At 71.4% G+C, this 26,113-nt stretch carries 18 protein-coding genes and 1 tRNA gene; 8 read left to right on the forward strand and 11 right to left on the reverse strand.

The features are described 5' to 3' along the window. Positions 1-131: 131 nt before the first annotated feature. The 3 genes from glmU to IE153_RS26240 form a co-directional block, all read right to left on the reverse strand. Positions 132-1,580, reverse strand: a complete 1,449-nt coding sequence (glmU, locus tag IE153_RS26230; RefSeq protein WP_189592277.1) for a bifunctional UDP-N-acetylglucosamine diphosphorylase/glucosamine-1-phosphate N-acetyltransferase GlmU — start codon at positions 1,578-1,580, stop codon at positions 132-134. Positions 1,581-1,703: 123 nt separating this feature from the next. After that, positions 1,704-1,775, reverse strand: a tRNA-Gln gene (locus tag IE153_RS26235). A gap of 21 nt (positions 1,776-1,796) precedes the next feature. After that, positions 1,797-2,663 (reverse strand): hypothetical protein, encoded by an 867-nt coding sequence (locus tag IE153_RS26240; RefSeq protein ID WP_189592278.1) that lies wholly within the window; start codon positions 2,661-2,663, stop codon positions 1,797-1,799. A 168-nt stretch (positions 2,664-2,831) separates the two neighbouring features. On the opposite strand from IE153_RS26240, the gene IE153_RS26245 reads away from it, so the two are divergent. Continuing rightward, positions 2,832-4,136 carry a sensor histidine kinase gene (locus tag IE153_RS26245; protein ID WP_189592279.1) on the forward strand — a complete coding sequence of 435 codons (1,305 nt, stop codon included), beginning with the start codon at positions 2,832-2,834 and terminating at the stop codon, positions 4,134-4,136. A 13-nt stretch (positions 4,137-4,149) separates the two neighbouring features. Here the strand turns inward: IE153_RS26245 and IE153_RS26250 are convergent, their stop codons facing one another. Both IE153_RS26250 and IE153_RS26255 read right to left on the reverse strand, forming a co-directional pair. Further along, on the reverse strand, positions 4,150-4,644 hold the full coding sequence (locus tag IE153_RS26250; protein ID WP_189592280.1) for an SUKH-3 domain-containing protein: 495 nt from the start codon (positions 4,642-4,644) through the stop codon (positions 4,150-4,152). A gap of 79 nt (positions 4,645-4,723) precedes the next feature. Further along, the gene (locus IE153_RS26255; RefSeq protein WP_189592281.1) at positions 4,724-5,326 is read right to left on the reverse strand and encodes a YwqJ-related putative deaminase; all 603 of its coding nucleotides are present in this window, start codon (positions 5,324-5,326) and stop codon (positions 4,724-4,726) included. A gap of 345 nt (positions 5,327-5,671) precedes the next feature. On the opposite strand from IE153_RS26255, the gene IE153_RS26260 reads away from it, so the two are divergent. The 4 genes from IE153_RS26260 (at position 5,672) to IE153_RS26275 (ending at position 11,418) form a co-directional block, all read left to right on the forward strand. After that, entirely contained in the window at positions 5,672-6,676 is a 1,005-nt protein-coding gene (locus IE153_RS26260) for an SMI1/KNR4 family protein (protein WP_189592282.1), read from the forward strand. An 8-nt stretch (positions 6,677-6,684) separates the two neighbouring features. Then, entirely contained in the window at positions 6,685-9,732 is a 3,048-nt protein-coding gene (locus tag IE153_RS26265; RefSeq protein ID WP_189592283.1) for an SUKH-4 family immunity protein, read from the forward strand. Between the two features lie 177 nt (positions 9,733-9,909). Beyond that, the gene (locus IE153_RS26270) at positions 9,910-10,371 is read left to right on the forward strand and encodes a carboxymuconolactone decarboxylase family protein (protein ID WP_097217081.1); all 462 of its coding nucleotides are present in this window, start codon (positions 9,910-9,912) and stop codon (positions 10,369-10,371) included. 159 nt (positions 10,372-10,530) lie between these two features. Next, positions 10,531-11,418: a coiled-coil domain-containing protein gene (locus tag IE153_RS26275; RefSeq protein ID WP_189592284.1), complete on the forward strand. Its 888-nt coding sequence runs from the start codon at positions 10,531-10,533 to the stop codon at positions 11,416-11,418. Between the two features lie 428 nt (positions 11,419-11,846). Here IE153_RS26275 and IE153_RS26280 read toward each other — a convergent pair whose 3' ends face one another. From IE153_RS26280 to IE153_RS26300, 5 genes are all read right to left on the reverse strand, one after another. Further along, a complete protein-coding gene (locus IE153_RS26280; protein ID WP_435811932.1) occupies positions 11,847-13,427 on the reverse strand; it encodes a sodium/solute symporter in 1,581 nt (526 codons plus the stop codon). Positions 13,428-13,456: 29 nt separating this feature from the next. Continuing rightward, positions 13,457-13,906 (reverse strand): DUF485 domain-containing protein, encoded by a 450-nt coding sequence (locus IE153_RS26285; protein ID WP_189592286.1) that lies wholly within the window; start codon positions 13,904-13,906, stop codon positions 13,457-13,459. A gap of 192 nt (positions 13,907-14,098) precedes the next feature. After that, the gene (locus IE153_RS26290; protein WP_189592287.1) at positions 14,099-14,392 is read right to left on the reverse strand and encodes a hypothetical protein; all 294 of its coding nucleotides are present in this window, start codon (positions 14,390-14,392) and stop codon (positions 14,099-14,101) included. Positions 14,393-14,753: 361 nt separating this feature from the next. After that, the gene (locus IE153_RS26295) at positions 14,754-15,263 is read right to left on the reverse strand and encodes a GNAT family N-acetyltransferase (protein ID WP_189592288.1); all 510 of its coding nucleotides are present in this window, start codon (positions 15,261-15,263) and stop codon (positions 14,754-14,756) included. Between the two features lie 20 nt (positions 15,264-15,283). Next, positions 15,284-16,777 carry an MFS transporter gene (locus IE153_RS26300; protein ID WP_189592289.1) on the reverse strand — a complete coding sequence of 498 codons (1,494 nt, stop codon included), beginning with the start codon at positions 16,775-16,777 and terminating at the stop codon, positions 15,284-15,286. A gap of 459 nt (positions 16,778-17,236) precedes the next feature. Here IE153_RS26300 and IE153_RS26305 point away from each other — a divergent pair, with 459 nt between their 5' ends. Next, complete coding sequence (locus tag IE153_RS26305) at positions 17,237-18,025, forward strand: ABC transporter ATP-binding protein (RefSeq protein ID WP_030844842.1); 789 nt, start codon at positions 17,237-17,239, stop codon at positions 18,023-18,025. Further along, positions 18,022-20,601: an ABC transporter permease gene (locus tag IE153_RS26310; protein ID WP_189592290.1), complete on the forward strand. Its 2,580-nt coding sequence runs from the start codon at positions 18,022-18,024 to the stop codon at positions 20,599-20,601. Before IE153_RS26305 ends, IE153_RS26310 begins: the two co-directional genes overlap by 4 nt. Before the next feature lie 134 nt (positions 20,602-20,735). Here the strand turns inward: IE153_RS26310 and IE153_RS26315 are convergent, their stop codons facing one another. Then, the gene (locus tag IE153_RS26315) at positions 20,736-22,175 is read right to left on the reverse strand and encodes a DUF2079 domain-containing protein (protein ID WP_189592291.1); all 1,440 of its coding nucleotides are present in this window, start codon (positions 22,173-22,175) and stop codon (positions 20,736-20,738) included. 367 nt (positions 22,176-22,542) lie between these two features. Here IE153_RS26315 and mfd point away from each other — a divergent pair, with 367 nt between their 5' ends. Further along, positions 22,543-26,076: a transcription-repair coupling factor gene (gene mfd, locus IE153_RS26320; RefSeq protein WP_189592292.1), complete on the forward strand. Its 3,534-nt coding sequence runs from the start codon at positions 22,543-22,545 to the stop codon at positions 26,074-26,076. Positions 26,077-26,113: the final 37 nt, after the last annotated feature.

A 26,113-nucleotide genomic window follows, 5' to 3' on the forward strand; every position in this document is an offset into this window, starting at 1 on the left:
CTGTCTCCTCAGAGGTGTCGCAGCTAGGTGTCGAGAAACCTCGCAGCCGGCTTGCCGGAGGCCGTCTCAGCTGGTGGGGGTGCGGGTGTGCACTTATCACCGTACGCCGTGTTTCAGGCATCGGTTTCCGGTCAGCCCTCGCCGGCCGACTCCCGGGAAGCCGCCTCGGCCGCCTTCGCCGCCGCGCTCCCCGGACGCTTCCGAGCCACCCAACCCTCGATATTCCGCTGCTGACCACGGGCCACGGCCAGCGAACCCGCCGGCACATCCTTCGTGATCACGGACCCGGCAGCGGTGTACGCACCGTCCCCCACCGTGACAGGCGCCACAAACATGTTGTCCGAGCCCGTCCGGCAGTGCGAACCGATGGTCGTGTGGTGCTTCTCCTGGCCGTCGTAGTTCACGAACACGCTCGCGGCACCGATGTTCGTCTGCTCACCGATCGTCGCGTCACCCACGTACGACAGGTGAGGCACCTTCGTCCCGTCACCGATCGACGCGTTCTTCGTCTCCACGTACGTCCCGATCTTGCCCTTCGCACCCAGCCGCGTCCCCGGACGCAGATACGCGTACGGACCCACCGTCGCGTCCGCACCGACCTCGGCACCCGCGGCCACAGTGTTGTCGACCCGCGCACCCGCACCCACCCGGGTGTCCGTCAGCCGCGAGTTGGGCCCGACCTCCGCGCCCTCGGCCAGATGCGTCGTGCCGTGCAACTGCGTGCCCGGGTGCACGACGGCGTCCTGCTCGAAGGTCACGGTCACGTCGATCCAGGTCGTGGCCGGATCGATCACGGTCACACCGGCCAGCATCGCCTCGGTCAGCAACCGGTCGTTCAGGATCCGGCGGGCCTCCGACAACTGCACACGGTTGTTGATCCCGGCGATCTCACGGTGGTCGCCGGCCACCGACGCCCCGACCCGGTGCCCCGCCTCACGCAGGATCCCGAGCACGTCCGTCAGGTACTCCTCGCCCTGGCTGTTGTCCGTCCGCACCTTCTTCAGCGCGTCCGCCAGCAACTGCCCGTCGAACGCGAACACACCCGAGTTGATCTCACGGATCGACCGCTGGGCATCGGTGGCGTCCTTGTGCTCGACGATCGCCGTCACGGCACCGGAGGCGTCGTCCCGGACGATCCGCCCGTACCCCGTCGCGTCCGGCACCTCGGCGGTCAGCACCGTGACCGCGTTGCCGTCCGCGGAGTGCGTGGCCGCCAGGGCCTGCAGCGTCGCGCCCGTCAGCAGGGGCGTATCCCCGCACACGACGACGACCGTCCCGTCGACGGCCCCGCCCAGCTCCTCCAGGCCCATCCGCACGGCGTGCCCGGTGCCGTTCTGCTCCGCCTGCACGGCAGTGCGGACCTCGGGGGCGATGTCGCCGAGATGGGCGGTGACCTTCTCACGGGCGTGGCCGACCACGACGACCAGGTGCTCGGGGTTCAGCTCGCCCGCGGCGGCGAGCACATGGCCCACGAGGCTGCGACCGCAGAGCTCGTGCAGGACCTTGGGTGTGGCCGACTTCATACGGGTGCCCTCACCCGCTGCGAGAACGACGACGGCTGCCGGGCGGTTGGCGCTCACGGGATGCCCTTCGGCTGTGGATGGGGTGGGGTGACATCCGCAGGATACCGGGGGGTTTTGTGGGGGGCATGGGTGCGGGCCCTGACTGGGGTGTGATCAGTCAGGGCCCGCACCGAGCATGGGCTCCCCCGCCAGGACTCGAACCCGGACAGATGGCACCAAAAGCCACAGTGCTGCCAATTACACCACGGGGGACAGTTCGACTAAACCGGACATTTAGCCAGGTCGCCGATCGGCGCCCTCTACTATGCCGTACCAGGCGCCTTCCACGCGACGATACAAGTCAGCGCTCCGGGCGACGTAGATGGCCAGGCAGCCTCGGTACGAGTCACCCACATTTTTGCGAACTGTCTTGGGGTTGTGCTTCTTGAGGGTCGTGCCTTGGAACGTCCCGGTGTCCACGCCGACAAGATCGGCCCAGTAGGCCTCGGCTTCTGCCACGTCCGCCGACTCGTGGATGTAGAGGCGGAATCGAAGACGCTCGCGATCGACTTCCAGCGACTCGAGCCAGCGCAGGTAGAACCGGATGACGTTCGGGTCGCTGTTGATGAACTGGAGGTTCTCGCGGCGCTGTCGGCTGTGCGCCTTGTCCTTGGCGCCCTCGGCCCAGTAGAGGACGACACCGGCCAGGAACAGCTCGCGGTTGGAGAGCTCGCCGATCGCCTGCTTGGACGCCTCCTTGGTCTGTTGCCGTGCCTCGTGGCGCACCGCCAGCTCGTGCTCCCACCTCCGTCGCGCTGCCAGCTTCGCCTGCTCCGTCGGATCACGACGCTCCGGCTTCGGCAGATCCCGTACCCACAGCGAGATCGAACTCTTGGAGCACCCCAGCTCCACCTCGATCTGGTCGTACGTCCAGCCCTGGAGGCGGAGCTCCCTCGCGTTCTCCCGCAGGTCGTCCTTCGCCCGGGGGCGTTTCGTCCAGGCCGGGGGCGGTTCGCCCTTGATCAGTTGGTTGAGGATGTCGTTGTTGTAGATCTTCAGTTCGTCGCGGATCTGGCGAAGGCTGAGGCCCTGGCGGCGGAGTGCCACCGCCTTCTCCCGTAGTCCCTCGAAGTCGGCGTACTTGCCGGATGCATGTGCCATACGCATACCGTCCGGGCGGAATGGGACCCTCCGGGCTCGAACGGTGAGCGATTCAGCAGTTCGAGGGATATCGGGTGGTATCGCAGCCGAACGGTCACGGAGTGTGGTGTGGGCCAGTCCCGGAAACTCGCCGGAAAGCGGGCGGGGGGCGCCTTTAGGCTGGGAGGCATGACCGCGACGGGGGAAGACCATGTGACGGCCCGTGGAGGGCCGTGGTGGTGGGCCAGGCGGCGTAGCGCCGTGTTCGATGCGAGCCTGGCCGTGGTGTCCGCGCTGGAGTGCGCGGTGGAGGGGGTCCCGTTCGCGCGGGACGCGGGGATCCCGGTGGCGGCGGGGGTCGTCTTCGGGTTGCTGGCCGGTTCCGTGCTGCTGGTGAGGCGCCGGTGGCCGATCGCCGTCGTGCTGGTCTCGATCGCGATCACGCCCGCCGAGATGGGTTTCGTGATGGGCGTCGTCGGCCTGTACACGCTGGCCGCGGCCGAGCTGCCCCGGCGGATCATCGCCTCGCTGGCGGGGATGTCGCTGGTGGGGACGTTGATCGTGACGTTCGTGAAGACGCGGCAGGACATGTCGCGGGGGGACCTGGACATAGGGGACTGGTTCGTGCCGTTCGCGGCGATCACGATGTCGCTGGGCTTCACGGCGCCTCCGGTGCTGCTCGGTCTGTACGTGGGGGCGCGGCGGCGGCTGATGGAGAGCCTGCGGGAGCGGGCGGACAGTCTGGAGCGGGAGCTTCAGTTGCTCGCGGAGCGGGCGGAGGAGCGGGCGGAGTGGGCCCGTAGCGAGGAGCGGACGCGGATCGCGCGGGAGATGCACGATGTCGTGGCGCATCGGGTGAGTCTGATGGTGGTGCATGCGGCGGCGCTGCAGGCGGTGGCGCGGAAGGATCCCGAGAAGGCGGTGAAGAACGCCGCGCTGGTGGGGGACATGGGGCGGCAGGCGCTGACGGAGCTGCGGGAGATGCTCGGGGTGCTGCGCAGCGGTGGGGGTGAGCGGCGGGTTCCTGCCGCCTCGGTGCCGCTCGCGGCGGTGGGGGTGGCTGCGGCCGCGGCTGCGGCGGCTTCGCGGGCGGCCGACGACGAGGGGCCGAGTCTGGCGGAGCTCGAGGAGTTGGTGGGGCAGTCGGCCGCCGCGGGGATGGTGGTGGCGCTGTCGGTGGAGGGGGATGTCCGGTCGTATGCGCCTCAGGTGGAGCAGACAGCGTATCGGGTGGTGCAGGAGGCGTTGACGAACGTCCACAAGCACGCGGCCGGGGCGAAGACGTATGTGCGGTTGGCGCATCGGGTGTCGGAGATCGCGATGCAGGTGGAGAACGAGCCGCCTGAGGAGGCGGCGTCGTCGGCGCGGTTGCCGTCGGGTGGGAACGGGCTGGTGGGGATGAGGGAGCGGGTTTCGGCGCTGGGTGGTGTGTTCGTGTCGGGGCCGACGGATGCGGGGGGTTTCCGGGTGTCGGCGGTGATTCCGGCGTCGTGACGCGGCTGGGTGCTCAGCTCGTGGTGAGGCGGGCGGGTGCGGTGCCGGCGATGAGGGTGGCGAGGGCTTGGTCGATGTCGGGGCCGAGGTACCAGTCGCCGGTGTGGTCGAGGGTGTAGACGCGGCCGTCGGTGTCGATGGCGAGGAGGGCCTGGCTGTCGGTTTCGGCGCCGAGGGGGCAGACGTCGGTGCCGAGGGCGCGGCCGAGGTCGCCGAGGGTGCGGGCCATGTGGAGGCCGTGCAGTGGGTCGAGGTGGAGGTGGGCGGGGGCGACCTGGCGTCCGGGGCCGGTGGGTGTGATGTGGAGTCCGCCGAATTCGGCCCAGGCCTCGACGGCGGCGGGGAAGACGGTGTGGCGGTGGCCGGCGGGGGAGGCGTGGTCGCGCAGGGCGTCGGCCCAGATCTCGGCTTGTTTGATGTCCCAGCGTCCGGGTTGCCAGCCGGCGGCGCGCAGGGCGGCGTCGACGGGTACGGCGAAGCGGGTGGTGGAGGTGCGGTCGGCGTGCATGCGCCCTTCGTCTCGTCGAGGTCATGGGGTGGCGCGAGAGGGCGCGCCGGGGTGTCTGGTGCTGTGGGGGTGGGGTGCGTCAGCCGTTCTGGGACGCCGGGTCGACTATGCGGACGCCGAAGTGGGCGCTGAGCGCGGTGCAGGCGCGGCAGGGGGTGGCGAAGCTGCCGTGGAGGGGGTCGCCGTCCTCGCGGATGCGTCGGGCGGTGAGTTTGGCCTGCTTGAGGGCTTTGCGTGCCTCGCCGTTGGTCATGGGTTTGCGTGCGGCGCGTTTGCTGCGGGCGGTGTCGGCGGCGGCGATGTGGCGGGAGATGAGGATGGTTTCGGCGCAGCGGCCGGTGTAGCGGTCGCGTTGGGCGCTGGTGAGGGTGTCGAGGAAGTCCTGGACGAGGGGGTGCAGGGCGGGGGGTGTGTCGCCGCGGGCCGCGGTGCCGGTGAGGGTGGTGCCGCGGACGGAGAGGGCGGCGGCGACGGTGGGGAGGATGCCGTCGCGGCGGTGCCGGAGGGCGGGGGCGTGGGCTGCCTCGGTGGCGCTCCAGCCGATGCGGGGGTCGCCGCCTCGGGGGTCGGTGGCTCGTGGGTCGCCGGCCTGGGGGCCGGTGCCGTGGCTGCCGCCTCGGGGGTCGCCGTTTCGTGGGTCGGCGGACCTGCCGGTGTGTGGTCCCGTCTGCGTGGCATTCATGATCGTCTTCCCCTCCGTGCATCCCCCCGGGGGTCACAGACTGCCAAATGCCGTGGCTGGTGCGGAAGCTGGGGCGCGGCGACACGCCCATAGCGGGGTGTGCCGTCACGGTGGGGTGACGCCTGGTCACGGAAGCGGAGGGGGTGCTGACCGGTGCCGGTGACCGGTGTCGTCGTACCGCATAGGCTGTCGGCACCGCGGGCGATGCGGTGATCCGTTCGGGGCTCGATGCAGTGAACCGGAGGGTGATCCGCTGTCGGCGCGTGCAGTGACAGTCGATACGGGTCGTAGTGCGCCAAGGGTGGTCAATACGGGTCGTACAGAGTGCCGCAGGGGGCAACCGCCATGACGACAGGTCGGCTCGGGCAGCAAGCCGCGCCGCCGAACGCGGCCTACGCCGGGCAGGTCGTGCACTTCCCGGATCCGGTCCGGGCGGCGCGTCACCCGAGAGGGGTACGGGTCGACGAGCACGGTTACCCCGACTTCTCGGCTTATGCGCGCGCGGCCGCGGAGATCGCGGAGCCGCCGGAGGGTTTCGGTGTCGACGAGTTGCGGCTGACGGACTATGTGTCGGCGAACACGGCGCTGTCGGCGTCCGGGCACGAGTTGTGGGACACGGTGCCGGCGGTGGCGACGCCGCACGGCTGGACGTGGCACCACGTGGTGGGTACGCGGCGGCTGGAGCTGGTTCCGGTCGAGGTGAAGGCGCTGCTGCGGCATCACGGGGGTGTGGCGACGTCGGGTGTCGACCATTCCAAGCGGGGCACGCGGCCGTTGCAGGAGACGCGTCCGGCGCATTTCGGGCTGCCGAAGTCGGGTGTCGCGGTGACGGAGTCGCAGGTGCAGGGCGTCGAGGAGGACCTCGGCTACCGGTTGCCGGGTGCGTACCGGTCGTTCCTGAAGGCGGCGGGTGGCTGTGCGCCGGTGGGTGCCGCGCTGGACGCGGAGCTGGGTCTGCTGGTGGACCAGCCGTTCTTCACGGTGCGCGACGAGGCGGCGGTCAATGACCTGGTGTACGTCAACAAGTGTCTGCGTGACCATCTGACCAAGGACTATCTGGGGATCGCGTTCGTCCAGGGCGGGCTGCTGGCCGTGAAGGTGAGGGGCGAGCACATCGGTTCGGTGTGGTTCTGCGCGTACGACGACGCGCGGGACGTGGATCCCTCGATGCCGCCGGCGGAGCGCGTGGAGCGGTTGTTGCTGCTGTGCGGGGACGACTTCGATGTCTTCCTGTCGCGGCTGGCGGGCAATCCGCCGGAGTTGGAGACGGTGGCGAACCTGATGGTGGACGGCGGGTTCGCGCGTGTGGTGCCGGTGGGTGCGGTGTCGTCCTCGGCCGTGGGGGAGTGAGGTCGGCGATGGTGACCTTCGCGCAGGCGCAGGAGCGTGCGGAAGAGTGGATCAACGGGGATCTGCCGTCGTACCAGCATCGTGAGGTGCGGGTGCGGGAGTTCGATCTCGGGTTCGTGGTGTGGGCCGAGGACCGGGCGGACGGGCCGCGGTCGGACGGTGGTGCGCAGCGGCTGGTGATCGCGCGGGACAGTGGCGAGGCGACGTTGTGGCCCGGGCTGCCGGTGGGTGAGGTGATCCGCCGGTACGAGGAGGAGTACGGCCGTCCGGACGCGGTGGACGAGCCGGCACCGCAGGCGCCTGCCGCGCGGGTGGATCTGAATCAGACGTCGTTCCTGCTGACTCCGCCGGAGTGGTTGCAGGACGCGGCGGACAAGCTGGGGATTCCGGATCGGCGGGGTGCGGGGGCTGGAGCCGGGGAGCAAGCGGCTTCTGCGGCTGGGGGGTCGGATTCCGGCTCTGGTGCCGGGCTTGGTTCTGGTTCTGGGCTTGGTTCTGGTTCCGGCGCTGGCCCTTCCGGTTCTGGGTCCGGTCCTGCTTCCGGTTCGGCGACTCCCGCGCAGGGTGCGCCGGCCGCGCCGGGCAGTGGTGCCTCGTGGCCGGCGGCCGGGGGCGGTGACTCCGACGCCGACGCGGGTGCTTCCGGGGCTCCGGTGGCGCCGTCCGTGCCTGCGGGGGCGACGCCCTGGGCCGGCACGGACACCAACGCGGACGCCGGTGACGACCGTTCCGTGCCGCTGCCGGCGACGGTTTTCGCGCCGCCGCTGAGCGGGGCCGACAGCGACGTCGCGCCGCCCTCGGCCACGCCCGAGGCCAAGACGACTCTGATGTCGGGTGGCAGTCAGCTGCCGCCCACGGCGCTGTCGCCGGCGGTCGACGACCCGAACGCGCAGGGGCCGGGGGCGGCGCCCCCGCCCGCGCCTGGTGGTCCCGGGTACGGCTATCCGGCAGGTCCGGGGGGTGCTCCGGGTGTGCCGGGGACGCCGCCCGGTGGTGTGCCGGGGACGCCGCCCGGTGGTGTGCCGCAGGGCAGTACGCCTCCGCCCGTGCCCGGCGGGCAGCCGTACGGGTATCCGCAGGCCCCGCAGGGCAGTACGCCTCCGCCCGTGCCCGGCGGGCAGCCGTACGGGTATCCGCAGGCCCCGCAGGGGAGTACGCCTCCGCCGGCCGCCGGGCCGGGGGCCGCTCCGAACGCCGGGGACATCGCCGACGCCGCGACCAGCAAGGCCTCTCCGCCGCCCGGGCGGCGGGGTACGGGTCCGTCCACTCCGCCTCCTCCGGGTGCCCCGGGGACGCCCGGTGCTCAGCCGGGCAGCACGCCTCCGCCGTCCGGGCCCGGGGCGCCGGGCACTCCCGCGGGCGGCTACGTGCCCACGCAGATGGTGTCGGCGCTCGGGCCTGACGGGCCGGGTGGATCCGGATCCGGGGACTCTTCGGGGACGGGCACGCCGCTGCCGCCGCCGGGGGTTCCCGGTGCTCCGGGCGCGCCGAACCCGCCCGGCCCTCCCGGTGCGCCGAACCCGCCCGGTCCTCCCGGTGCGCCGCAGCCTCCTGGCGTTCCGGGCGGCACGCCGCCCGGCGGTGTCCACCACGCTGCCACGATGCTTGCCGACCCGGGCCGGATGGGCCCGGGTGCGCCGCAGCCTCCGGCTCCCCCTGGAGCGCCCGGTGCTCCGGGTGCCCCCCAGCATCCGGGGATGCCGAACCCGCCGGGTGCTCCCCACCCGCCCGGCCCGCCCGGTGCGCCGCAGCCGCCCGGTGCGCCCGGTGCCCCTGGTGCTCCCGGTGCTCCCGGTGGTCCGGGTCCCGTGCACCATGCGGAGACCATGCTGGCCACGCCCCCGGCGGGCGGTCCCGGCGTGCCTCCGCCGCCGCAGGCTCCCGGCGCACCACCCGCCGCCCCGGGTGCCGCCCCGGGCGCCCCTGGCACGCCCGGTGCTCAGCCGCTTCCGCCGGGGATGCCGGGCGCGGTGCCGCCCGGTATGCCGCCGGGTGCGATGCCCCCGGGTGCGATGCCGCCGCCCGGCCAGCCCGTCCCCGGGCAGCCGCCGGCGTACGGCTATCCGCAGCAGCCGACCGGGCAGCCGACGGTCGGGCCCGGCTATCAGGCCGTGCTGCGCTACCGCGCGCAGGACGGCTCCGAGCAGCAGCTGATCCGGCGTTCCGCGCCGGGTACGCCGCACCCGGAGTGGCAGATCTTCCACGAGCTGCGGGCCATGAACGTGCCCCCGGACCAGGTGCTGGAGCTGCACACCGAGCTGGAGTCGTGCGAGCTGCCGGGTGCGTACTGCGCGCGGATGATCCGGGAGCAGTGGCCGCAGGCGCGCATCACGAGCATCGCGCCGTACGGCACGGACCACGCCAGCCGCCAGCAGGGCATGCAGCAGCTGCTGGCCCACCAGGGCGAGTTGCACCAGGTGGCGGACGGCCCGGCGCGCCCTGCGCCGGTGCGCGCTCCGCTGCCGCCGGTGCAGATGGCGCCGCCGATCCCGCCGGAGGCCATCGGGCAGGAGCTGGGGGCCGCGTTCGGGCCGGGGGTGTTCCGGTTCGAGCAGGCCGCCGTGTCGCGGCAGGGTGTGCCGCCGGTGGTGGCGCACACGCTGGTGGCGGCCGGACTGCCGATGGACATGGGCCCGTTCTTCTGGGCGCAGGCGCAGCCCGGCCGGCCCGTTCCGACACTGGCGGAGCTGGCGGCCGAGCGCGGGGTGCAGTCGGCCTCGGACGCCGGTTCCTACCTGGTGATGGGCAGCGACTTCGGCAAGGCGATCTGCGTGCAGTACGGCACGGCGAACATCGTCGCCGTGCCGGTGGAGGCGGGGCCGGGCGGAGCGCCCGTGCCGCCGCAGTTCGTGAACACCGGGTTGCCGGAGTTCGCGCGCTGTCTGGCGCTGCTCGGGCGGATGTGGCGGTTGCGGTTCGGGCTGAACCAGGAGCAGGCGGGCCGCTGGACCGTCGACTTCCAGGCCCAGTTGGCCGCGCTCGACCCGGCGGCACTGGGGTCGCCGGAGAGCTGGTGGTCGGTGCTGCTGGAGCAGATGTGGGACGGACTGCTGTGACGCCTCGCCGCTGACGTGCCACAAGGAGCCGGACTCGGTCGCTCGTACGACCGGGCCCGGCTCTTCTCATGCCCGTGCCGAAGATTCTTCGCGCCGGGCTGTCACATCTCTCTCCGCTGTTCCGTCAGTGCAGTGACAGCGACGCACGACGCACCGCCGACACAGGAGGCAGAGATCATGCAGGCACGGATGACGAACCCGGCGTACGTCCTTTCCGGCGCGATGAAGGGCATCGGCACCCTCTTCCAGGCGATCGGGGAGGGCGGCCTGGCCCCGGACGTGGCGGAGATCGTCGGGCTGCGCGCCAGCCAGATCAACGGCTGCGGGGCCTGCGTGCACGGACACGTGGCCAACCTCCGCAAGGCCGGGGCGAGCGAGGAGCGCATCGCGGCCGTCGCCGCCTGGCGGCATGCGCCCTTCTTCTCGGACGCCGAGCGCGCCGCGCTGAAGCTGACGGAGGCGATGACGCGGCTTTCCGACCTCTCGGGGGAGTCGGTGCCGGACGCGCTGTGGGACGAGGTGGCCGACCACTTCGACGAGAAGGAACTCTCCGCCCTGATCCTCACCGTCTCGGTCACCAACATGTTCAACCGCATCAACACGACCATCCAGGAGCCCGCGGGCACCACCTGGGGCTGACGGCCCGTACGGGCCGTGGGCCCGTGACCTCTGTGCGGAGTGTCGCGTTATGAACACTTCCGCCTGATCCACCAAGATGTGCGCGAAATCATCCCATTTCTAGCGCGACTTCGCATCGGTGCGCTTGCCTGCGCATCGGTGTGGTGGAGAGGGGCCTGGATGAGCAGCGCGACGGCGTCACCGCACGGCTTCACGGCCGTGCGGGGGCGCGGCTACCGTCCCGAGCAGGTCGACGCGTATGCCGAGGCCCTTTCCGCGGACCGGGACGCGGCCTGGGAGAGGGCAGCCCGCCTGACGGTGCTCGCCCGGCGGATGGACGAGGAACTGGAGCGGCTGCGCGAGGCCGTGGCCCGGCTGGCCCCGCAGACCTACGAGACGCTCGGGGAGCGTGCACGGCGACTCTTCGAACTCGGCGAGCAGGAGGCCGCTGCCGTGCGGGAGGAAGCGCTGCGGGAAGCGCGGCAACGCGTGGACTCGGTGCGGTCGACCGCGGCCGGCGTGCGCGAGTCCGCCCAGGCGCACGCCGATGCCGTACGCGCCGACGGCGACGAACGCGCCCGCCAGCGGCTGCTCGCCGCACACGCCGAGGCCGACGAGATCCGGGGCGTGGCAGGGCGTGAGGCGGAGGAAGAACGGGGCGAGGCAGTGGCCGCGCTGCGGGAGATGCGCCGGCGTACCTCCGGGATGCTGGCCGAGCAGGCCAAGGAACACGCCGAACGGTGGGCGCAGGCGGAGCGGGAGGAGGCCGCCCGCGAGGCTGCGTCGGACGCGCACGACGGGGAGGCCATGTCGCGCGCCGAGCAAGCACTGTCCGACGCCGAGCACGCCTTCGCCGACGCAGAGGACTCCGCCCGCGATCTGGAGGAGGAGGCCCATGCCCATGCGGCGGAGCTGGTCGCCCAGGCCCGCGAGCACGCCGAGACCGTGGCGGAGGAGACAGCCCGGCTCCTCGGCGAACACGCCGAGCAACGAGACGACGCCCTGTCCCACATCGACCGCGTCCACTCCAGCCTGACGGCTTGGGCGGGGCGGGTGGCGGCAGAATGAGGCCGGCGGCGGCCGCCTGTGGGGCAGCCGCCGCCCGGGCCGCAAGGGAGTGGTGACCCCGTAGTCCGGCCCCATCCGGTGCTGCGGAGCTCGTTCCGGGGGCCGGGGGCCGGGGGCCGGCAGCGTGCAGTCCGCAGCCGGCGGCCAGGGCCCGGCAGCCAGAGGGCGGCAACCAGCTGCCGGTAGTCGGCAGTCAGCAGCCGGCAGCCGGGATCAGGCAGTCAGCGGCAAGCAGCCGCCAGTCAACGGCCGGCCGGCAGACAGCCGCCGACCGTCAGCAGCCCGCAGCCCGCAGCCCGAAGGAAGCAGCCAGTCGCCATACAGCCAGCCAACCGCCAGCCGCTGACGAGCCCGACCCGGTGTGCCGGTCGGGCTCTCCGTCCACCTGGCGGCACGGCGAGCCGTCCCCGGCTGCCGTGTCGCCGGGGTCACTGGTCCCTGCGGGCCGCGCCCGCCAGGATCCAGCCCTCCACCGCCTCGTACTGGTGGCGCTGTTCCTCCGACTTCCGGTGGCCGGAGGCCATCGTGCCCAGCCAGCCGCAGGCGAAGCCCAGGGGTATGGAGACCAGGCCCGTGGTGGTGAACGGGAACCAGTTGAAGTCGGCCTCGGGGAAGGCCGAGACGGGTGAGCCGGAGACCAGGTTGGTACCCGGCATCAGCAACAGGACCGCGAGGGAACCGCCGATGAGCGTGCTGAGCAGGCCCGTTCGCGTGTAGCGGCGCCAGAACAGGCTGTAGACCAGCGCGGGCGCGATGGCCGAGGCGCCCAGGCAGAAGGACAGCGTCACCAGCCATTGCAGGCTGCGGTGCTGGACCTGGGTGGCCAGGAGGATCGCGGGGACGCCCACGGCCAGTGCCGACAGCCGCGCCACGGTCATCTCCCGCCGCGGCGACATCTCCTGCACCCGCGCCGCGAACACGTCGTGCGCGAGGGAGTTGGCGCAGGCCAGGATCATGCCGGCGACGGAGGCGAGCAGCGTGAGGAAGACCGCCGTGGTGACGGTCGTGAACAGGAACGTCTCCGCCGACGACACGTCCGCGCCGAACGCCGCCTGCGATCCGAGCAGATACGCCGTGTTGCCCTGCGGGTCGACCTGCGCGATCAGTTCCCGCCCGACCAGCGCGGTCGCGCCGAAGCCGACGACCGTGATGACGAGCACGAACAGGGCCACGCCCGACACCGCCCAGGACATCGAGCGCCGCACCTGCCGGGCACTGGAGGCCGTGTACATGCGCATGGTGACGTGCGGCAGGACGCCACCGCCGAGGACCACCGTCAGCTGCGCGGTGATCATGTCCAGGTCGGGGCTGGGCCCGCCGGAGAACTGCAGGCCCGAGGAGAGGAACGACGAGCCCACGCCGCTGTTCTGGGCGGCCGCGTCGAACAGGGCTCCAGGGTCCCAGTCGAACCGGTTGAGGATCAGCACCGCGACCACCATGCCGGAACCGAGCAGCATCACGATCTTCAGGATCTGGATGAGGGCGGTGCCCTTCATGCCGCCGATCGCCGCGTAGCTGATCATCAGCGCGCCCACGCCGATGATGCATCCGGTCTGCAGTGACTCGCCGGAGAAGCCGAGGATGAATGCCATCAGCTGCCCGGTCCCCGCCAGCTGGACCAGCATCAGCGGCAGCAACGCCGCAAGGGTCACTGCGCAGGCCGCGATGCGGACACCGCGTCCCGGCATCCGGCGGGTCAGCGCGTCGCCCATGGTGAACCGGCCCGCGTTCCGCAGCGGTTCGGCCAGCAGGAACATCAGCAGCATCAGCGACAGGGCCGTACTCAGAGCCAGGACGATCCCGTCGTAGCCGAACAGCGCGATGACGCCGCCGGTGCCGAGGACGGTCGCGGCGGAGATGTAGTCGCCCGCGATGGCCAGGCCGTTGCGCATGGGGGACAGGGAGCTGTAGCCGGTGTAGAACTCGTCCAGGTCGTCCCGGTCCGGGCCCGTCATCACGCACAGCAGCAGCGTGATCGTGGCGACGGCGGAGAAGCCGACCAGGGACATGGCCTGGGCGTTGCCGCTGAAGTCGGTGTTCACCGTGTCCCCTCTCGCTTCGCGTCCAGCTCGGCGTGCTTGCGTATCCGGTCCGCGATCGGGTCGACGCGGCGTCGGGCCGTCTGCTCGTACAGGGCGATCGCCAGCCAGGTCACGGGGACCTGGATGAGCGCGAGCAGCAGGCCGGTGGGCAGGCCGTCGGTGACGGTGCTCGTCATGAACGACGGTGCGAACGCCGACAGGATCAGGAACAGGACGAAGTAGCCGAGCGCCGTGAGTGTGGCCACGCGTCGCTGCCAGCGGTAGGCGCTGCGCAGGACACGGAGGTCGCTGTGGTGCCCGAGCGCGGTGTGGCGCTGGGGGCGCCGTCCGGCCGGTTCGGGCGCCTCCTGCGGTGCCCAGGGGTAGGTGTCGTACGTGTACGGGTCGTAGGACGGTGGCGGATCGGGTGGTCGGTACGGGTAGGACGGGGACGGGTCGTAGGACATCCCGGTTCTCCTTGCGAGGGTGGGATCCGGTGCGGCGGGCCGCAGGGAGGTGGGGGGCGGGAGCCACGCACGCTACTTCGGAGTAGGGGTCCAGCGCGAGGGTTTTGGCAAACTGATCGGTCGGTATGCGCTTACCTTTCCGACCTCGGGTGTTACCCGCGTTAACTCGGATTCTTCGCAGGTCCCGGCGCGTCACCTGAGGTGGATCAGCGCCACGGAAGCCGGTATTTCGGAGCGGTCGTCGAGCGTCGCCCGGAAGGCCGGCCGCCGGTCGGTCCGACGCGCGACCGAACTGCTCGCGAGAAGTGTGAAGTTGACGCCGACACGGCCTCCGGCCGGCACGCGTATGCGGGTCTCCTGCTCCGCCCGCACGGTCCACCCGCCACCCACCGGCCGTGCGGTGAGGGTCACCCGGCGTGCGGTGTCGCCGAAGTTGTAGACGTCGACGGTCACGGTGTGCGGCGTCTCCACCGGCGCCGTGGCCACAGCCGTCAGCGTGTACACCCCTGCCTGCCGGGCGCGCACGGTGTACGTCGCGTACCAGCTCGTTCGCGCAGGGGGTTTCTCCGTCGTCCGTAACCCCAATACCGGCCGCGGGCTGCCCGGCGGTCCCTCACCACCGGAATGTTCGTCCGCACCGCGGACTCGCCCTGCACCGTCACTGTCCCGGGCGCGGTCGCCCGGGCGCTGCCGCCGCTTGCTGCCGGCATCGCCCCGAGCCCCGTCGCCATCGCCGTGCGCCTGTTGAAGTCCATGCCACCAGCAGACCCGCACGGCCCGTCACTCCGCGTCACCCGAAAGAGTGTGCGGACCCGGAAAGGGGTCGGGGTCGCGCCCTAGGGGTGCCCTAAGGGCTGTCGGGGGAGGTGTCGAGGGACCGGCGCACGTAGCGGACCCCCGGTTGTCCACCCACCGTCGTGTTCTCCACCCACGTGAAGCCGTTGCGGGCCAGGACCCTCATGGAAGCCGGGTTGTCGAGGGTCGTGCGCGCGGTGAGGGACGTCAGGCCGTAGTCGGTCGCCGCCAGCCGGCACACCTGCGCGACGGCCGCCGTCGCCACGCCCCGGCCGGCGGCCTGTTCGCCGACGCGGTAACCGAGTTCGGCGCTGCCGTCCGCCAGATCCATCAGGTTCACCCGGCCGATCAGCTCGCCGTCCTCCCCGAGGACCACATGGAAGCGGCACACACGCGCGTGCTGCTCCTCGAGGAGCGCCTGGAGGCGGGCGGCGAACCCGGCCGGCGTGAAGAAGGCGTCCCCGCGGTCCGGCACCGTCCGCGCGAAGTACGCCCGGTTCTCCCGCTCGAACGCCAGCAGCGCGTCGGCGTGATCCGCCCGCAGGGGTTCCAAGGTCACCATGGGCGTGAGGATACGGACGCTCAGTCCTTGAGCATCGGGAATTTCCGGGGCGCGAGGAACAGCAGCACCAGGAACGCCAGGGCCGCCGCCCCCGCCGCGCCGAGGTAGACCGCGTGCACCGCGTCGGCGATCGCGCGCCGGGTCGCCTCCGGAGCCGGGCCCGAATCGAGCGCCCGCGTCACCGAGTCCAGGTCGCCCGCACCGCCGAGCCTGGCGGCCAGCACCCCGTTGGCGACCGCCCCGAACACCGCGGCGCCGATCGTCTGGCCGGTCTGGCGGCAGAACAGCACGGACGCGGTCGTCGTACCGCGCTCCGCCCATCCCACCGTCGACTGCACACCGACGATGAGCGGCAGCTGGAACAGGCCCAGCGCGGCGCCCAGCAGCAGCATCAGCAGCGTCGGCTGCCACGCCTGCCCGGGATAGGGCAGGAAGGGGAACGCGAACAGGATCAGCGCGGCCGTGCCGATGCCCAGCATCGCCGTGTTGCGGAAGCCGATCCTGCGGTACACGTGCTGGCTCAGTGCCGCCGACACGGGCCAGCTCAACGTCCAGACGGACAGTACGAATCCGGCGGCCACGGGTGCGAGGCCCAGCACCGACTGGGCGTAGGTGGGCAGGAAGACCGACGGCGCGACCATCAGCAGGCCCAGCGCGCCCAGGGCCAGATTGACCGCGGCGATCGTACGGCGCCGCCACACCCAGCCCGGGATGATCGGCTCCGCCGCCCGGCGCTCCACCAGCACCACGACCGCGACCAGGGCGAGCCCCGCACCGAACAACGCCAGTGAGGGCACCGACAGCCACGGCCACGCCACTCCGCCCTGCACCAGGGCCGTGAGCAGAACGCCGCCGCAGGCGAACACCGCCAGCGCGCCCGCCCAGTCCACGCGCGCGTGCGCGGTGGCCTCCCGTACCGGCTCGTGGAGGTGACGGACGATCAGCCACAGCGCGACCGCGCCGATCGGAAGGTTGATCAGGAAGATCCAGCGCCAGTCCGCGTACGCGGCGAGCACCCCGCCGAGGCCCGGGCCGGCGACCGCGGACACCGCCCACACCGTCGACAGCTTCGACTGGATCTTGGGGCGGTCCTTCAGCGGATACAGGTCGGCGGCGAGGGTCTGCACCGTGCCCTGGAGCGCGCCGCCGCCCAGGCCCTGCACGATGCGGAAGGCGATGAGCGCCCCCATGTTCCAGGCCACCGCGCACAGCAGGGACCCGAGCAGGAAGACCACTGACCCGGCTATGAGGACCGGTTTGCGGCCGAAGGTGTCGGAAAGCTTGCCGTACACGGGCAGGGTGACGGTCACCGCCAGCAGATAGCCGGAGAACAGCCAGGAGAAGACGGAGAAACCGCCGAGGTCCCCGACGATCTGCGGGACGGCCGTCGAGACGATGGTCGCGTCGAGCGCCGCCAGCGCCATCGAGAGCATCAGCGCCGCGACGACGGCTCCGCGCCGGCCGGTCGTGGCGGGACGTGCGGCCTCTCGTGCCGCTGAACCGGTGCTGCCCATGCCGGTGCCTCCCCCTCGCCCGCGCCACGGGTCCCGTCGTATGCCTGCCCCTTGCACCTACCTGCCGCGGACAGCCTCCCACTTGACCCTGACGCAGCGGGAGGGTGGAGCCTGACTGGGCCGACGGGTGGAGCAAACCCTGAGACCGCCTCCACCCTGCGGTGGACTGCCCCTAGGGGTACCTCCGTACTACGACCTGGGGAGGGTTCGTACCGGCGGAGGACGAGACGGGCGGGGGCTCGTCCTTAACCTGGCTTTACGCCGCCGGGGGGCGGTTGGCACACCGGCGGGGGTGGGGTTTTCCACAGCAAAAGACTGCGCTGAACACCAGGGCGCGGGACCCCTCCCCGCCGCGAGACTGACAACGCGACGAACGGACTCCTGGTCCGGCACCGCGCACAGCGGCTGTCGACCAGGGGACCACCTTCACCATCTGCTGACCGAAATAGGAGACATACCGTGACTTCGGCTGTGACCATTCCCAGGCACGGGGGTACTGGAGGGCGTACGGCCGTTGCCGCGCGGGCGCGGCAGGTCGTGAAGGCGTACGGATCCGGTGAGACCCGTGTCGTCGCCCTCGACCACGTCGACGTGGACATCGCACGCGGCCAGTTCACCGCGATCATGGGCCCCTCGGGGTCCGGCAAGTCCACGCTCATGCACTGCCTCGCCGGACTCGACACCGTGACGGACGGCCAGATCTACCTCGACGAGACCGAGATCACCGGCCTGAAGGACAAGAAGCTCACACGGCTGCGCCGGGACCGGATCGGGTTCATCTTCCAGGCGTTCAACCTGCTGCCGACGCTCAACGCGATCGAGAACATCACGCTGCCCATGGACATCGCGGGCCGCAAGCCGGACAAGGAGTGGCTGACGCGGGTCGTGGAGACCGTCGGGCTCGCCGACCGCCTCAAGCACCGCCCCACCCAGCTGTCCGGCGGCCAGCAGCAGCGCGTCGCCGTGGCGCGGGCCCTCGCGGCCCGGCCCGAGATCATCTTCGGGGACGAGCCGACCGGAAACCTCGACTCCCGCGCCGGCGCCGAGGTCCTCGGCTTCCTGCGCCGGTCCGTCGACGAGCTGGGCCAGACCATCGTGATGGTCACCCACGACCCGGTGGCCGCCAGTTACGCGGACCGGGTGCTGTACCTCGCCGACGGCCGCATCGTCGACGAGATGTACAAGCCGACCGCGGAGGCCGTCCTCGACCGCATGAAGGACTTCGACGCCCGGGGGCGCACGTCATGACCGTCATGAAGACCTCGATGCGCAACTTCTTCGCGCACAAGGGGCGGATGGCGCTCTCCGCGATCGCCGTCCTGCTGTCGGTCGCCTTCGTCTGCGGCACGCTCGTCTTCACGGACACCATGTCGACCACGTTCGACAAGCTCTTCGCGGCCACGTCCTCCGACGTGACGGTGAGCGCCAAGGGCGCCTCCGACACCGGTGAGACGACCGCCGACAACGGCAAGCCGCCGGTCATGCCGGCCTCCGTGCTGGGTGAGGTCCGCAAGGCGCAGGGCGTGAAGTCCGCCGAGGGAACGGTGTTCTCCACCTCGGTGACGGTCGTCGACGGCGACAAGGACAACCTGTCGCCCTCCAGCGGCGCCCCGACCATCGTGGGCAGCTGGAACGGCAACGACGCCCGCACCATGAAGATCACCTCCGGTGCGGCGCCCAAGGGCGCCGACCAGATCATGGTCGACGCCGACACCGCCGACAAGCACGACCTGAAACTCGGTGACGCGATCGGCGTGATCACCGCCGTCGGCACCCACACCGCGAAGATCTCCGGCATCGCCGACTTCACCGTCACCAACCCCGGCGCCGCGATCTTCTACCTCGACACCAAGACCGCCCAGCAAACCCTGGTCGGCGAGAGCGGCGTCTACACCAACGTCAACGTCACCGCGGCCACCGGCGTCAGCGACGCGCAGCTGAAGAAGAACGTCACGGCCGAACTCGGCGGCGACTTCCAGGTGAAGACGGCCAAGGAGACCGCCGACGCCAACCAGAAGGACGTCGAGGGCTTCATGAACGTCATGAAGTACGCGATGCTCGGCTTCGCCGGGATCGCCTTCCTCGTCGGCATCTTCCTGATCATCAACACCTTCTCCATGCTGGTCGCCCAGCGCACCCGGGAGATCGGCCTGATGCGGGCCATCGGCTCCTCCCGCAAGCAGGTCAACCGCTCCGTACTGGCCGAGGCGCTGCTGCTCGGCGTCGTCGGCTCGGTGCTCGGCGTCGGCGCGGGCGTCGGCCTCGCCATCGGCCTGATGAAGCTCATGGGCCAGATGGGCATGGAACTGTCCACCGACGACCTCACGGTGGCCTGGACGACCCCGCTGGTCGGCCTCGTCCTCGGCGTGGTCGTCACCGTCCTGGCCGCCTACCTGCCCGCCCGGCGCGCCGGCAAGATCTCCCCGATGGCCGCACTGCGCGACGCGGGAGCCCCCGCCGACGCCAAGGCCGGCTGGATCCGCGCCGCGATCGGCACGGTCCTCACCGGCACCGGCGGCTTCGCCCTCTACCTCGCGTCGGAGGCCGACAAGGCCAAGGACGGCTCGATGTGGCTCGGCCTCGGTGTGGTGCTGTCGTTGATCGGGTTCGTCGTCATCGGCCCGCTGCTCGCCGGCGCCGTGGTCCGCGTCCTGGGCGCCGTGCTGCTGCGCATGTTCGGCCCCGTCGGCCGCATGGCCGAGCGCAACGCCCTGCGCAACCCGCGCCGCACCGGCGCGACCGGAGCCGCGCTGATGATCGGCCTCGCCCTGGTGGCGTGCCTGTCCGTCGTCGGCTCCTCCATGGTGGCGTCCGCCACCGACCAGCTCGACAAGACCGTCGGCACCGACTTCATCATCCAGTCCGACAGCGGCCAGCTGATCACCCCGCAGGCCGTCAAGGCCGCCAAGTCGGCGTCGGACGTCGAGCGGGTCACCGAGTACAAGTGGAGCAAGGCCGACTTCACCACCCCTGACGGCAAGACGCTCAAGGACACGGCGATCACGGCGGCCGACCCGTCGTACGCGACCGACCTGCGCACCGAGACGGTCGCCGGCAAGCTCCCCGACGCCTACAAGCCCGACTCGATGTCGGTCCACGAGAAGTTCGCCAAGGACCACGGCATCCACCTCGGCTCCACGATCAAGGTGGCCTTCAAGGACGGCTCCGCGGCCGACCTGACGGTCCGGGCGATCACCAGCAGTGACGTCGTGATCGACGCGGGCGCGATGTACACCTCCATCTCGACGATGGCCAAGTACGTCCCGGCCGACAAGATGCCGCTCGACTCGCTGGTCTTCGCCAGCGCCAAGGACGGGCAGCAGGACGCCGCCTACACGTCCCTGAAGTCGGCGCTGCACGACTACCCGCAGTACGTCGTGCGCGACCAGACCGACTACAAGGACGCCCTGAAGGACCAGATCGGCCAGCTGCTCAACATGATCTACGGCCTGCTGGCCCTGGCGATCATCGTCGCCATCCTGGGTGTGGTGAACACGCTGGCCCTGTCGGTGGTGGAGCGCACCAGGGAGATCGGTCTGATGCGGGCCATCGGCCTCTCGCGCCGCCAGCTGCGCCGCATGATCCGCATGGAGTCGGTCGTCATCGCCCTCTTCGGTGCCCTGCTGGGCCTCGGGCTGGGCATGGGCTGGGGCGCCACGGCGCAGCAGCTGCTCGCCCTGGAGGGCCTTGGGGTCCTGGACATCCCCTGGCCGACGATCATCGGCGTCTTCATCAGCTCGGCGTTCGTGGGTCTGTTCGCGGCACTGATCCCGGCGTTCCGGGCGGGCCGGATGAACGTCCTGAACGCGATCGCGACGGAGTAGCCGAACGTCGCGCGAGAACCACCGCACACGGGGGTTGCGGAGGATGGGCCCGCCCCGGAGGCATCGCCTCCGGGGCGGGCTTGCTTTCAGCCTCCGGGGCGCCGTGGCTTCCAGCCTCCGGGGCAGGTCTGCCTTCAGCCCCCGGCCCTCGTGCGCCGCTGGAGCAGCACATAGCCGCCCGTCTCACCCGCGACGTCGTACTCGGCGACCGGATGCAGCTGCCGGGCGTACCCCACGGGGTCGCGGTACCTGTCGCCGATGTTCTCCAGGGCGATGTACTCCGGGGTGACGCCCTGGGTGTCGCCGAGCCAGAAGGCCCGGCAGCGCGAGGTGAGGCGGCTGATCGGGCCGATGTTGGCCTCGACGGTGGCGTTGTCGGGGATCCGTGCCAGCAGCCGTTCCACGCCGGACACCGCGGCGGGCTTGCGATAGACCTCCGCCCCGGTGAGCTGCGCCAGTGGCAGGGAGGTCGTCAGCGCCAGTGCCGCCGCGGTGACCGCGGCCGGTAGTTGAACTGCGTAGGAGCGAAGCCACGCGCGTGTGCTGTGGCGGACGGCCGGGAGCGCGTCGGCGAGGGCGAGGAAGACGACCGGCATCAGGACCGCGCTGTAGTGCCAGTCGGTGCCCCAGTAGTGCTCGTCGCCGGAGAGGAACCGCCAGCCGAGCGTCGGCAGCGCGACGAGCACCAGCGGGGAGCGCAGGGCGAGCAGCCCCGTGGTGGGGACGAGCAGCCAGGCGAGCGTGCGGAGCTTGGTGACGAGGCCGTCGAAGGGGCTGCCCGCATCGCTGACCTTGGTCCAGTAGTCGTAGCCCCCCGCGGTGTTGAACGAAGGGATGATCACCGTCAGGACGAGCACCGTCACCGCCACGCCGAACACCGCGACGCCGAGCGCGTACCGAACCGTCCGCGCCGACGAGCCACGCGCCCGCCAGGCGACGACGAGCGCGATCGCGGCCAGCGTCAGTCCCAGGTCCTCCTTCACCAGCACCAGGGGAAGCGCCCACCACAGGGCCGCGCGCGGGCGCCGCGCCAGGAGGGCCTCCAGGGAGAAGGCGATCAGCGGGACGGCGAAGCAGATCTCGTGGAAGTCGAAGTCGACGGCGCGCTGGATGCCCCAGGACAGCCCGTACGCGAGACCGAGTGCGAGCCCGCGGCGGCGGCCCAGGAACCGGGCGGCGGCCCGCGTGACCGGCACGGCGGACAGTGCGAAGAGCGCGGCCTGCGCGACCAGCAGCGTGACCGGCGAGGGGAAGAGCCGGTACAGCGGTGCGAGCAGGGCGGTCACCGGGCTGAAGTGGTCCCCGAGGATGATGAACCCCGGCCCCTTGAGGTCGGCCACCGGCGTCCGCAGCTGGGTGTAGGCGCGCACGACCTGCTCGAAGATGCCCAGGTCCCAGGAGAGGCCGGCCATGTGCCGATGGCGGCCGACGGAGACGACCGTGTAAGCGGCGAAGAGAGCTCCGGCGAGAACCCAGTGCTCCGCTCGCGCGAGGCCGGGGCGCCGGTCACCCGGGGGGAGGGTGACCGGCGCCGGTATGTGAGGTCGTGCGACCTGGAGGGAGGGGGCGGGCATGCCGTGCCTTAGGAGTGCGGAGAACGGCCGGGAGCGACGTCCGACCGATCATGCCGGGGCGAAAACAACGGGTGGGGATGATGTCGTGAAGGTTGGGCGGGTGAATCCCCACTTGGTCGACTGCGCGCCGTGGAGCCGCGTGCCTCGACGGCGGCGCTTCCCAGGAGCCGACTCCGAGGGGAACGGGTGTTCGCTCCGGGGGGAACGGGCGTTATCCACAGGCCCGCCGCGCGGACGCGCATCGTCGTACGCTGGAGACCCCCCGGCCCGCGGCGCGCGTCAGGCCCGTCGTCTTGCCCACACCCTGCCCTCGACATGCCCGCCCCACGCCCGTCGACCTGCCCACCCCCTGGACGGAAAGCCCCGAATGAGCCTGCACGGTCTGCTCGACGCCGTAGTCAAGGACGCCGCCCTCGCGGAAGCGATCAGGGCGGCCGCAGACGGCAACCGCATGCACGTCGACATGGTCGGCCCCCCTGCGGCCCGGCCCTTCGCAGTCGCCGCCCTGGCCCGTGAGACGGGCCGCCCGGTGCTGGCGGTCACGGCGACGGGCCGTGAGGCGGAGGACCTGGCCGCGGCCCTGCGCTCCCTTCTCCCGGCCGAGGGGGTCGTGGAGTACCCGTCCTGGGAGACGCTCCCGCACGAGCGGCTCAGCCCCCGCAGCGACACCGTCGGCCGCCGCCTGGCCGTCCTGCGCCGCCTGGCCCACCCCCGCCCCGACGACCCCGAGACCGGCCCGGTCTCCGTCGTCGTCGCACCTGTCCGGTCCGTGCTCCAGCCGCAGGTCAAGGGCCTCGGCGACCTGGAACCGGTCTCCCTGAGAACCGGGCAGACCACCGACCTCAACGAGATCGTCGAAGCTCTCGCGGCAGCCGCCTACGCGCGCGTGGAGCTCGTCGAGAAGCGCGGCGAGTTCGCCGTGCGCGGCGGCATCCTCGACGTGTTCCCGCCCACCGAGGAGCACCCCCTGCGCGTCGAGTTCTGGGGTGACGACGTCGAGGAGATCCGCTACTTCAAGGTCGCCGACCAGCGCTCCCTCGAAGTCGCCGAGCACGGCCTGTGGGCGCCGCCGTGCCGCGAGCTGCTGCTCACCGAGGACGTCCGCACGCGCGCGGCCGCCCTCGCCGAACAGCATCCCGAGCTCGGTGAACTGCTCGGCAAGATCGCCGAGGGCATCGCCGTCGAGGGCATGGAGTCCCTCGCGCCGGTCCTCGTCGACGACATGGAGCTGCTGCTCGACGTGCTGCCCAAGGGCGCCATGGCCGTCGTGTGCGACCCGGAGCGGGTCCGCACGCGCGCGTCGGACCTCGTGGCCACCTCGCAGGAGTTTCTGCAGGCCTCCTGGGCCGCCACCGCCGGGGGCGGCGAGGCACCCATCGACGTCGGCGCGGCCTCCCTGTGGTCCATCGCGGACGTCCGGGACCGGGCCCGCGAGCTGGACATGATGTGGTGGTCGGTGTCGCCGTTCGCCGCCGACGAGGAGCTCGACGGGGACACCCTCAAGCTAGGCATGCGCGCCCCGGAGACCTACCGCGGCGACACCGCCAAGGCCCTCGCCGACACCAAGGGCTGGCTCGCCGACGGCTGGCGCACGGTGTTCGTCACCGAGGGTCACGGCCCGGCGGCCCGTACGGTCGAGGTGCTGGGCGGCGAGGGCATCGCGGCCCGCCTCGACTCCGACCTCGCCGAGATCTCCCCGTCCGTCGTGCACGTGGCGTGCGGCTCGATCGACCACGGCTTCGTCGACGCGACCCTCGGACTCGCGGTCCTGACCGAGACCGACCTGACGGGTCAGAAGGCGTCCGGCCGCGAGGGCGCCCGCATGCCGGCCCGCCGCCGCAAGACCATCGACCCGCTCACCCTGGAGCCGGGCGACTACATCGTCCACGAGCAGCACGGCGTGGGCCGCTACATCGAGATGGTGCAGCGCACCGTGCAGGGCGCCACCCGCGAGTACCTGGTCGTCGAGTACGCCCCCGCCAAACGCGGCCAGCCCGGCGACCGCCTCTACATCCCCACCGACCAGCTGGAGCAGATCACCAAGTACGTCGGTGGCGAGGCCCCCACCCTGCACCGCCTCGGCGGCGCCGACTGGACGAAGACGAAGGCCCGCGCGAAGAAGGCCGTCAAGGAGATCGCGGCCGACCTCATCAAGCTGTACAGCGCGCGCATGGCGGCCCCCGGGCACGCCTTCGGCGCGGACACCCCGTGGCAGCGGGAACTGGAGGACGCCTTCCCCTACGCGGAGACGCCCGACCAGCTCACCACCATCGCCGAGGTCAAGGAGGACATGGAGAAGACGGTCCCGATGGACCGCCTGATCTGCGGCGACGTAGGTTACGGCAAGACGGAGATCGCGGTCCGGGCCGCCTTCAAGGCCGTCCAGGACGGCAAGCAGGTGGCCGTCCTGGTGCCCACGACGCTGCTGGTGCAGCAGCACTTCGGGACGTTCAGCGAGCGGTACGCGCAGTTCCCGGTGAACGTGAAGGCCCTGTCCCGCTTCCAGACCGACACCGAGGCCAAGGCGGTCCTGGAGGGCCTGCGCGAGGGCTCGGTCGACATCGTCATCGGCACCCACCGGCTGTTCTCGTCCGAGACGAAGTTCAAGGACCTGGGCCTGGTCATCGTCGACGAGGAGCAGCGTTTCGGCGTCGAGCACAAGGAGCAGCTGAAGAAGCTCCGCGCGAACGTCGACGTGCTGACGATGTCCGCGACCCCGATCCCCAGGACGCTGGAGATGGCGGTCACCGGCATCCGCGAGATGTCGACGATTACCACCCCGCCGGAGGAGCGCCACCCGGTCCTGACCTTCGTCGGCCCCTACGAGGAGAAGCAGATCGGCGCCGCCATCCGCCGTGAGCTGCTGCGCGAGGGCCAGGTCTTCTACATCCACAACCGCGTCGAGTCGATCGACCGCGCGGCGGCCCGGCTGCGCGAGATCGTCCCCGAGGCGCGCATCGCCACCGCCCACGGGCAGATGTCGGAACAGGCGCTGGAGCAGGTCGTCGTCGACTTCTGGGAGAAGAAGTTCGACGTGCTGGTGTCCACGACGATCGTGGAGTCCGGCATCGACATCTCCAACGCCAACACCCTGATCGTGGAGCGCGGCGACAACTTCGGGCTCAGCCAGCTCCACCAGCTCCGCGGCCGGGTGGGCCGTGGCCGCGAGCGCGGCTACGCCTACTTCCTCTACCCGCCGGAGAAGCCGCTGACCGAGACCGCGCACGAGCGGCTCGCGACCATCGCCCAGCACACCGAGATGGGCGCCGGCATGTACGTGGCCATGAAGGACCTGGAGATCCGCGGCGCGGGCAACCTCCTCGGCGGCGAGCAGTCCGGTCACATCGCGGGCGTCGGGTTCGACCTGTACGTGCGGATGGTCGGCGAGGCCGTCGCGGACTACCGGCGCCAGCTGGAGACCGGCGAGATCGAGGAGGAGCCGCCGCTCGAGGTCAAGATCGAGCTGCCCGTCGACGCGCACGTCCCGCACGACTACGCGCCGGGCGAGCGCCTCCGCCTCCAGGCGTACCGCGCCATCGCCTCCGCCAACTCGGAGGAGGACATCAAGGCGGTCCGCGAGGAACTCGTCGACCGGTACGGCAAGCTGCCCGAACCGGTGGAGAATCTGCTGCTCGTCGCGGGCCTGCGCATGTTCGCGCGTGCGTGCGGCGTCGGCGAGATCGTGCTCCAGGGCAACAACATCCGGTTCGCGCCGGTGGAGTTGCGCGAGTCGCAGGAGCTGCGGGTCAAGCGGCTGTACCCCGGGGTCGTCATCAAGCCGGCCGTGCACCAGGTGCTGGTACCGCGCCCGAAGACCGCGAAGGTGGGCGGCAAGCCGCTGGTCGGTCGGGAACTGCTGGCGTGGGTCGGGGAGTTCCTGACGTCGGTGCTGGGGTCGTGATGCGTCGGTGGCCGGGGTGTCGCTGACGCCCCGGCTC

It is taken from the genome of Streptomyces massasporeus (assembly GCF_014648995.1).
In the GTDB taxonomy this organism is placed as follows: Bacteria; Actinomycetota; Actinomycetes; order Streptomycetales; family Streptomycetaceae; genus Streptomyces; species Streptomyces massasporeus.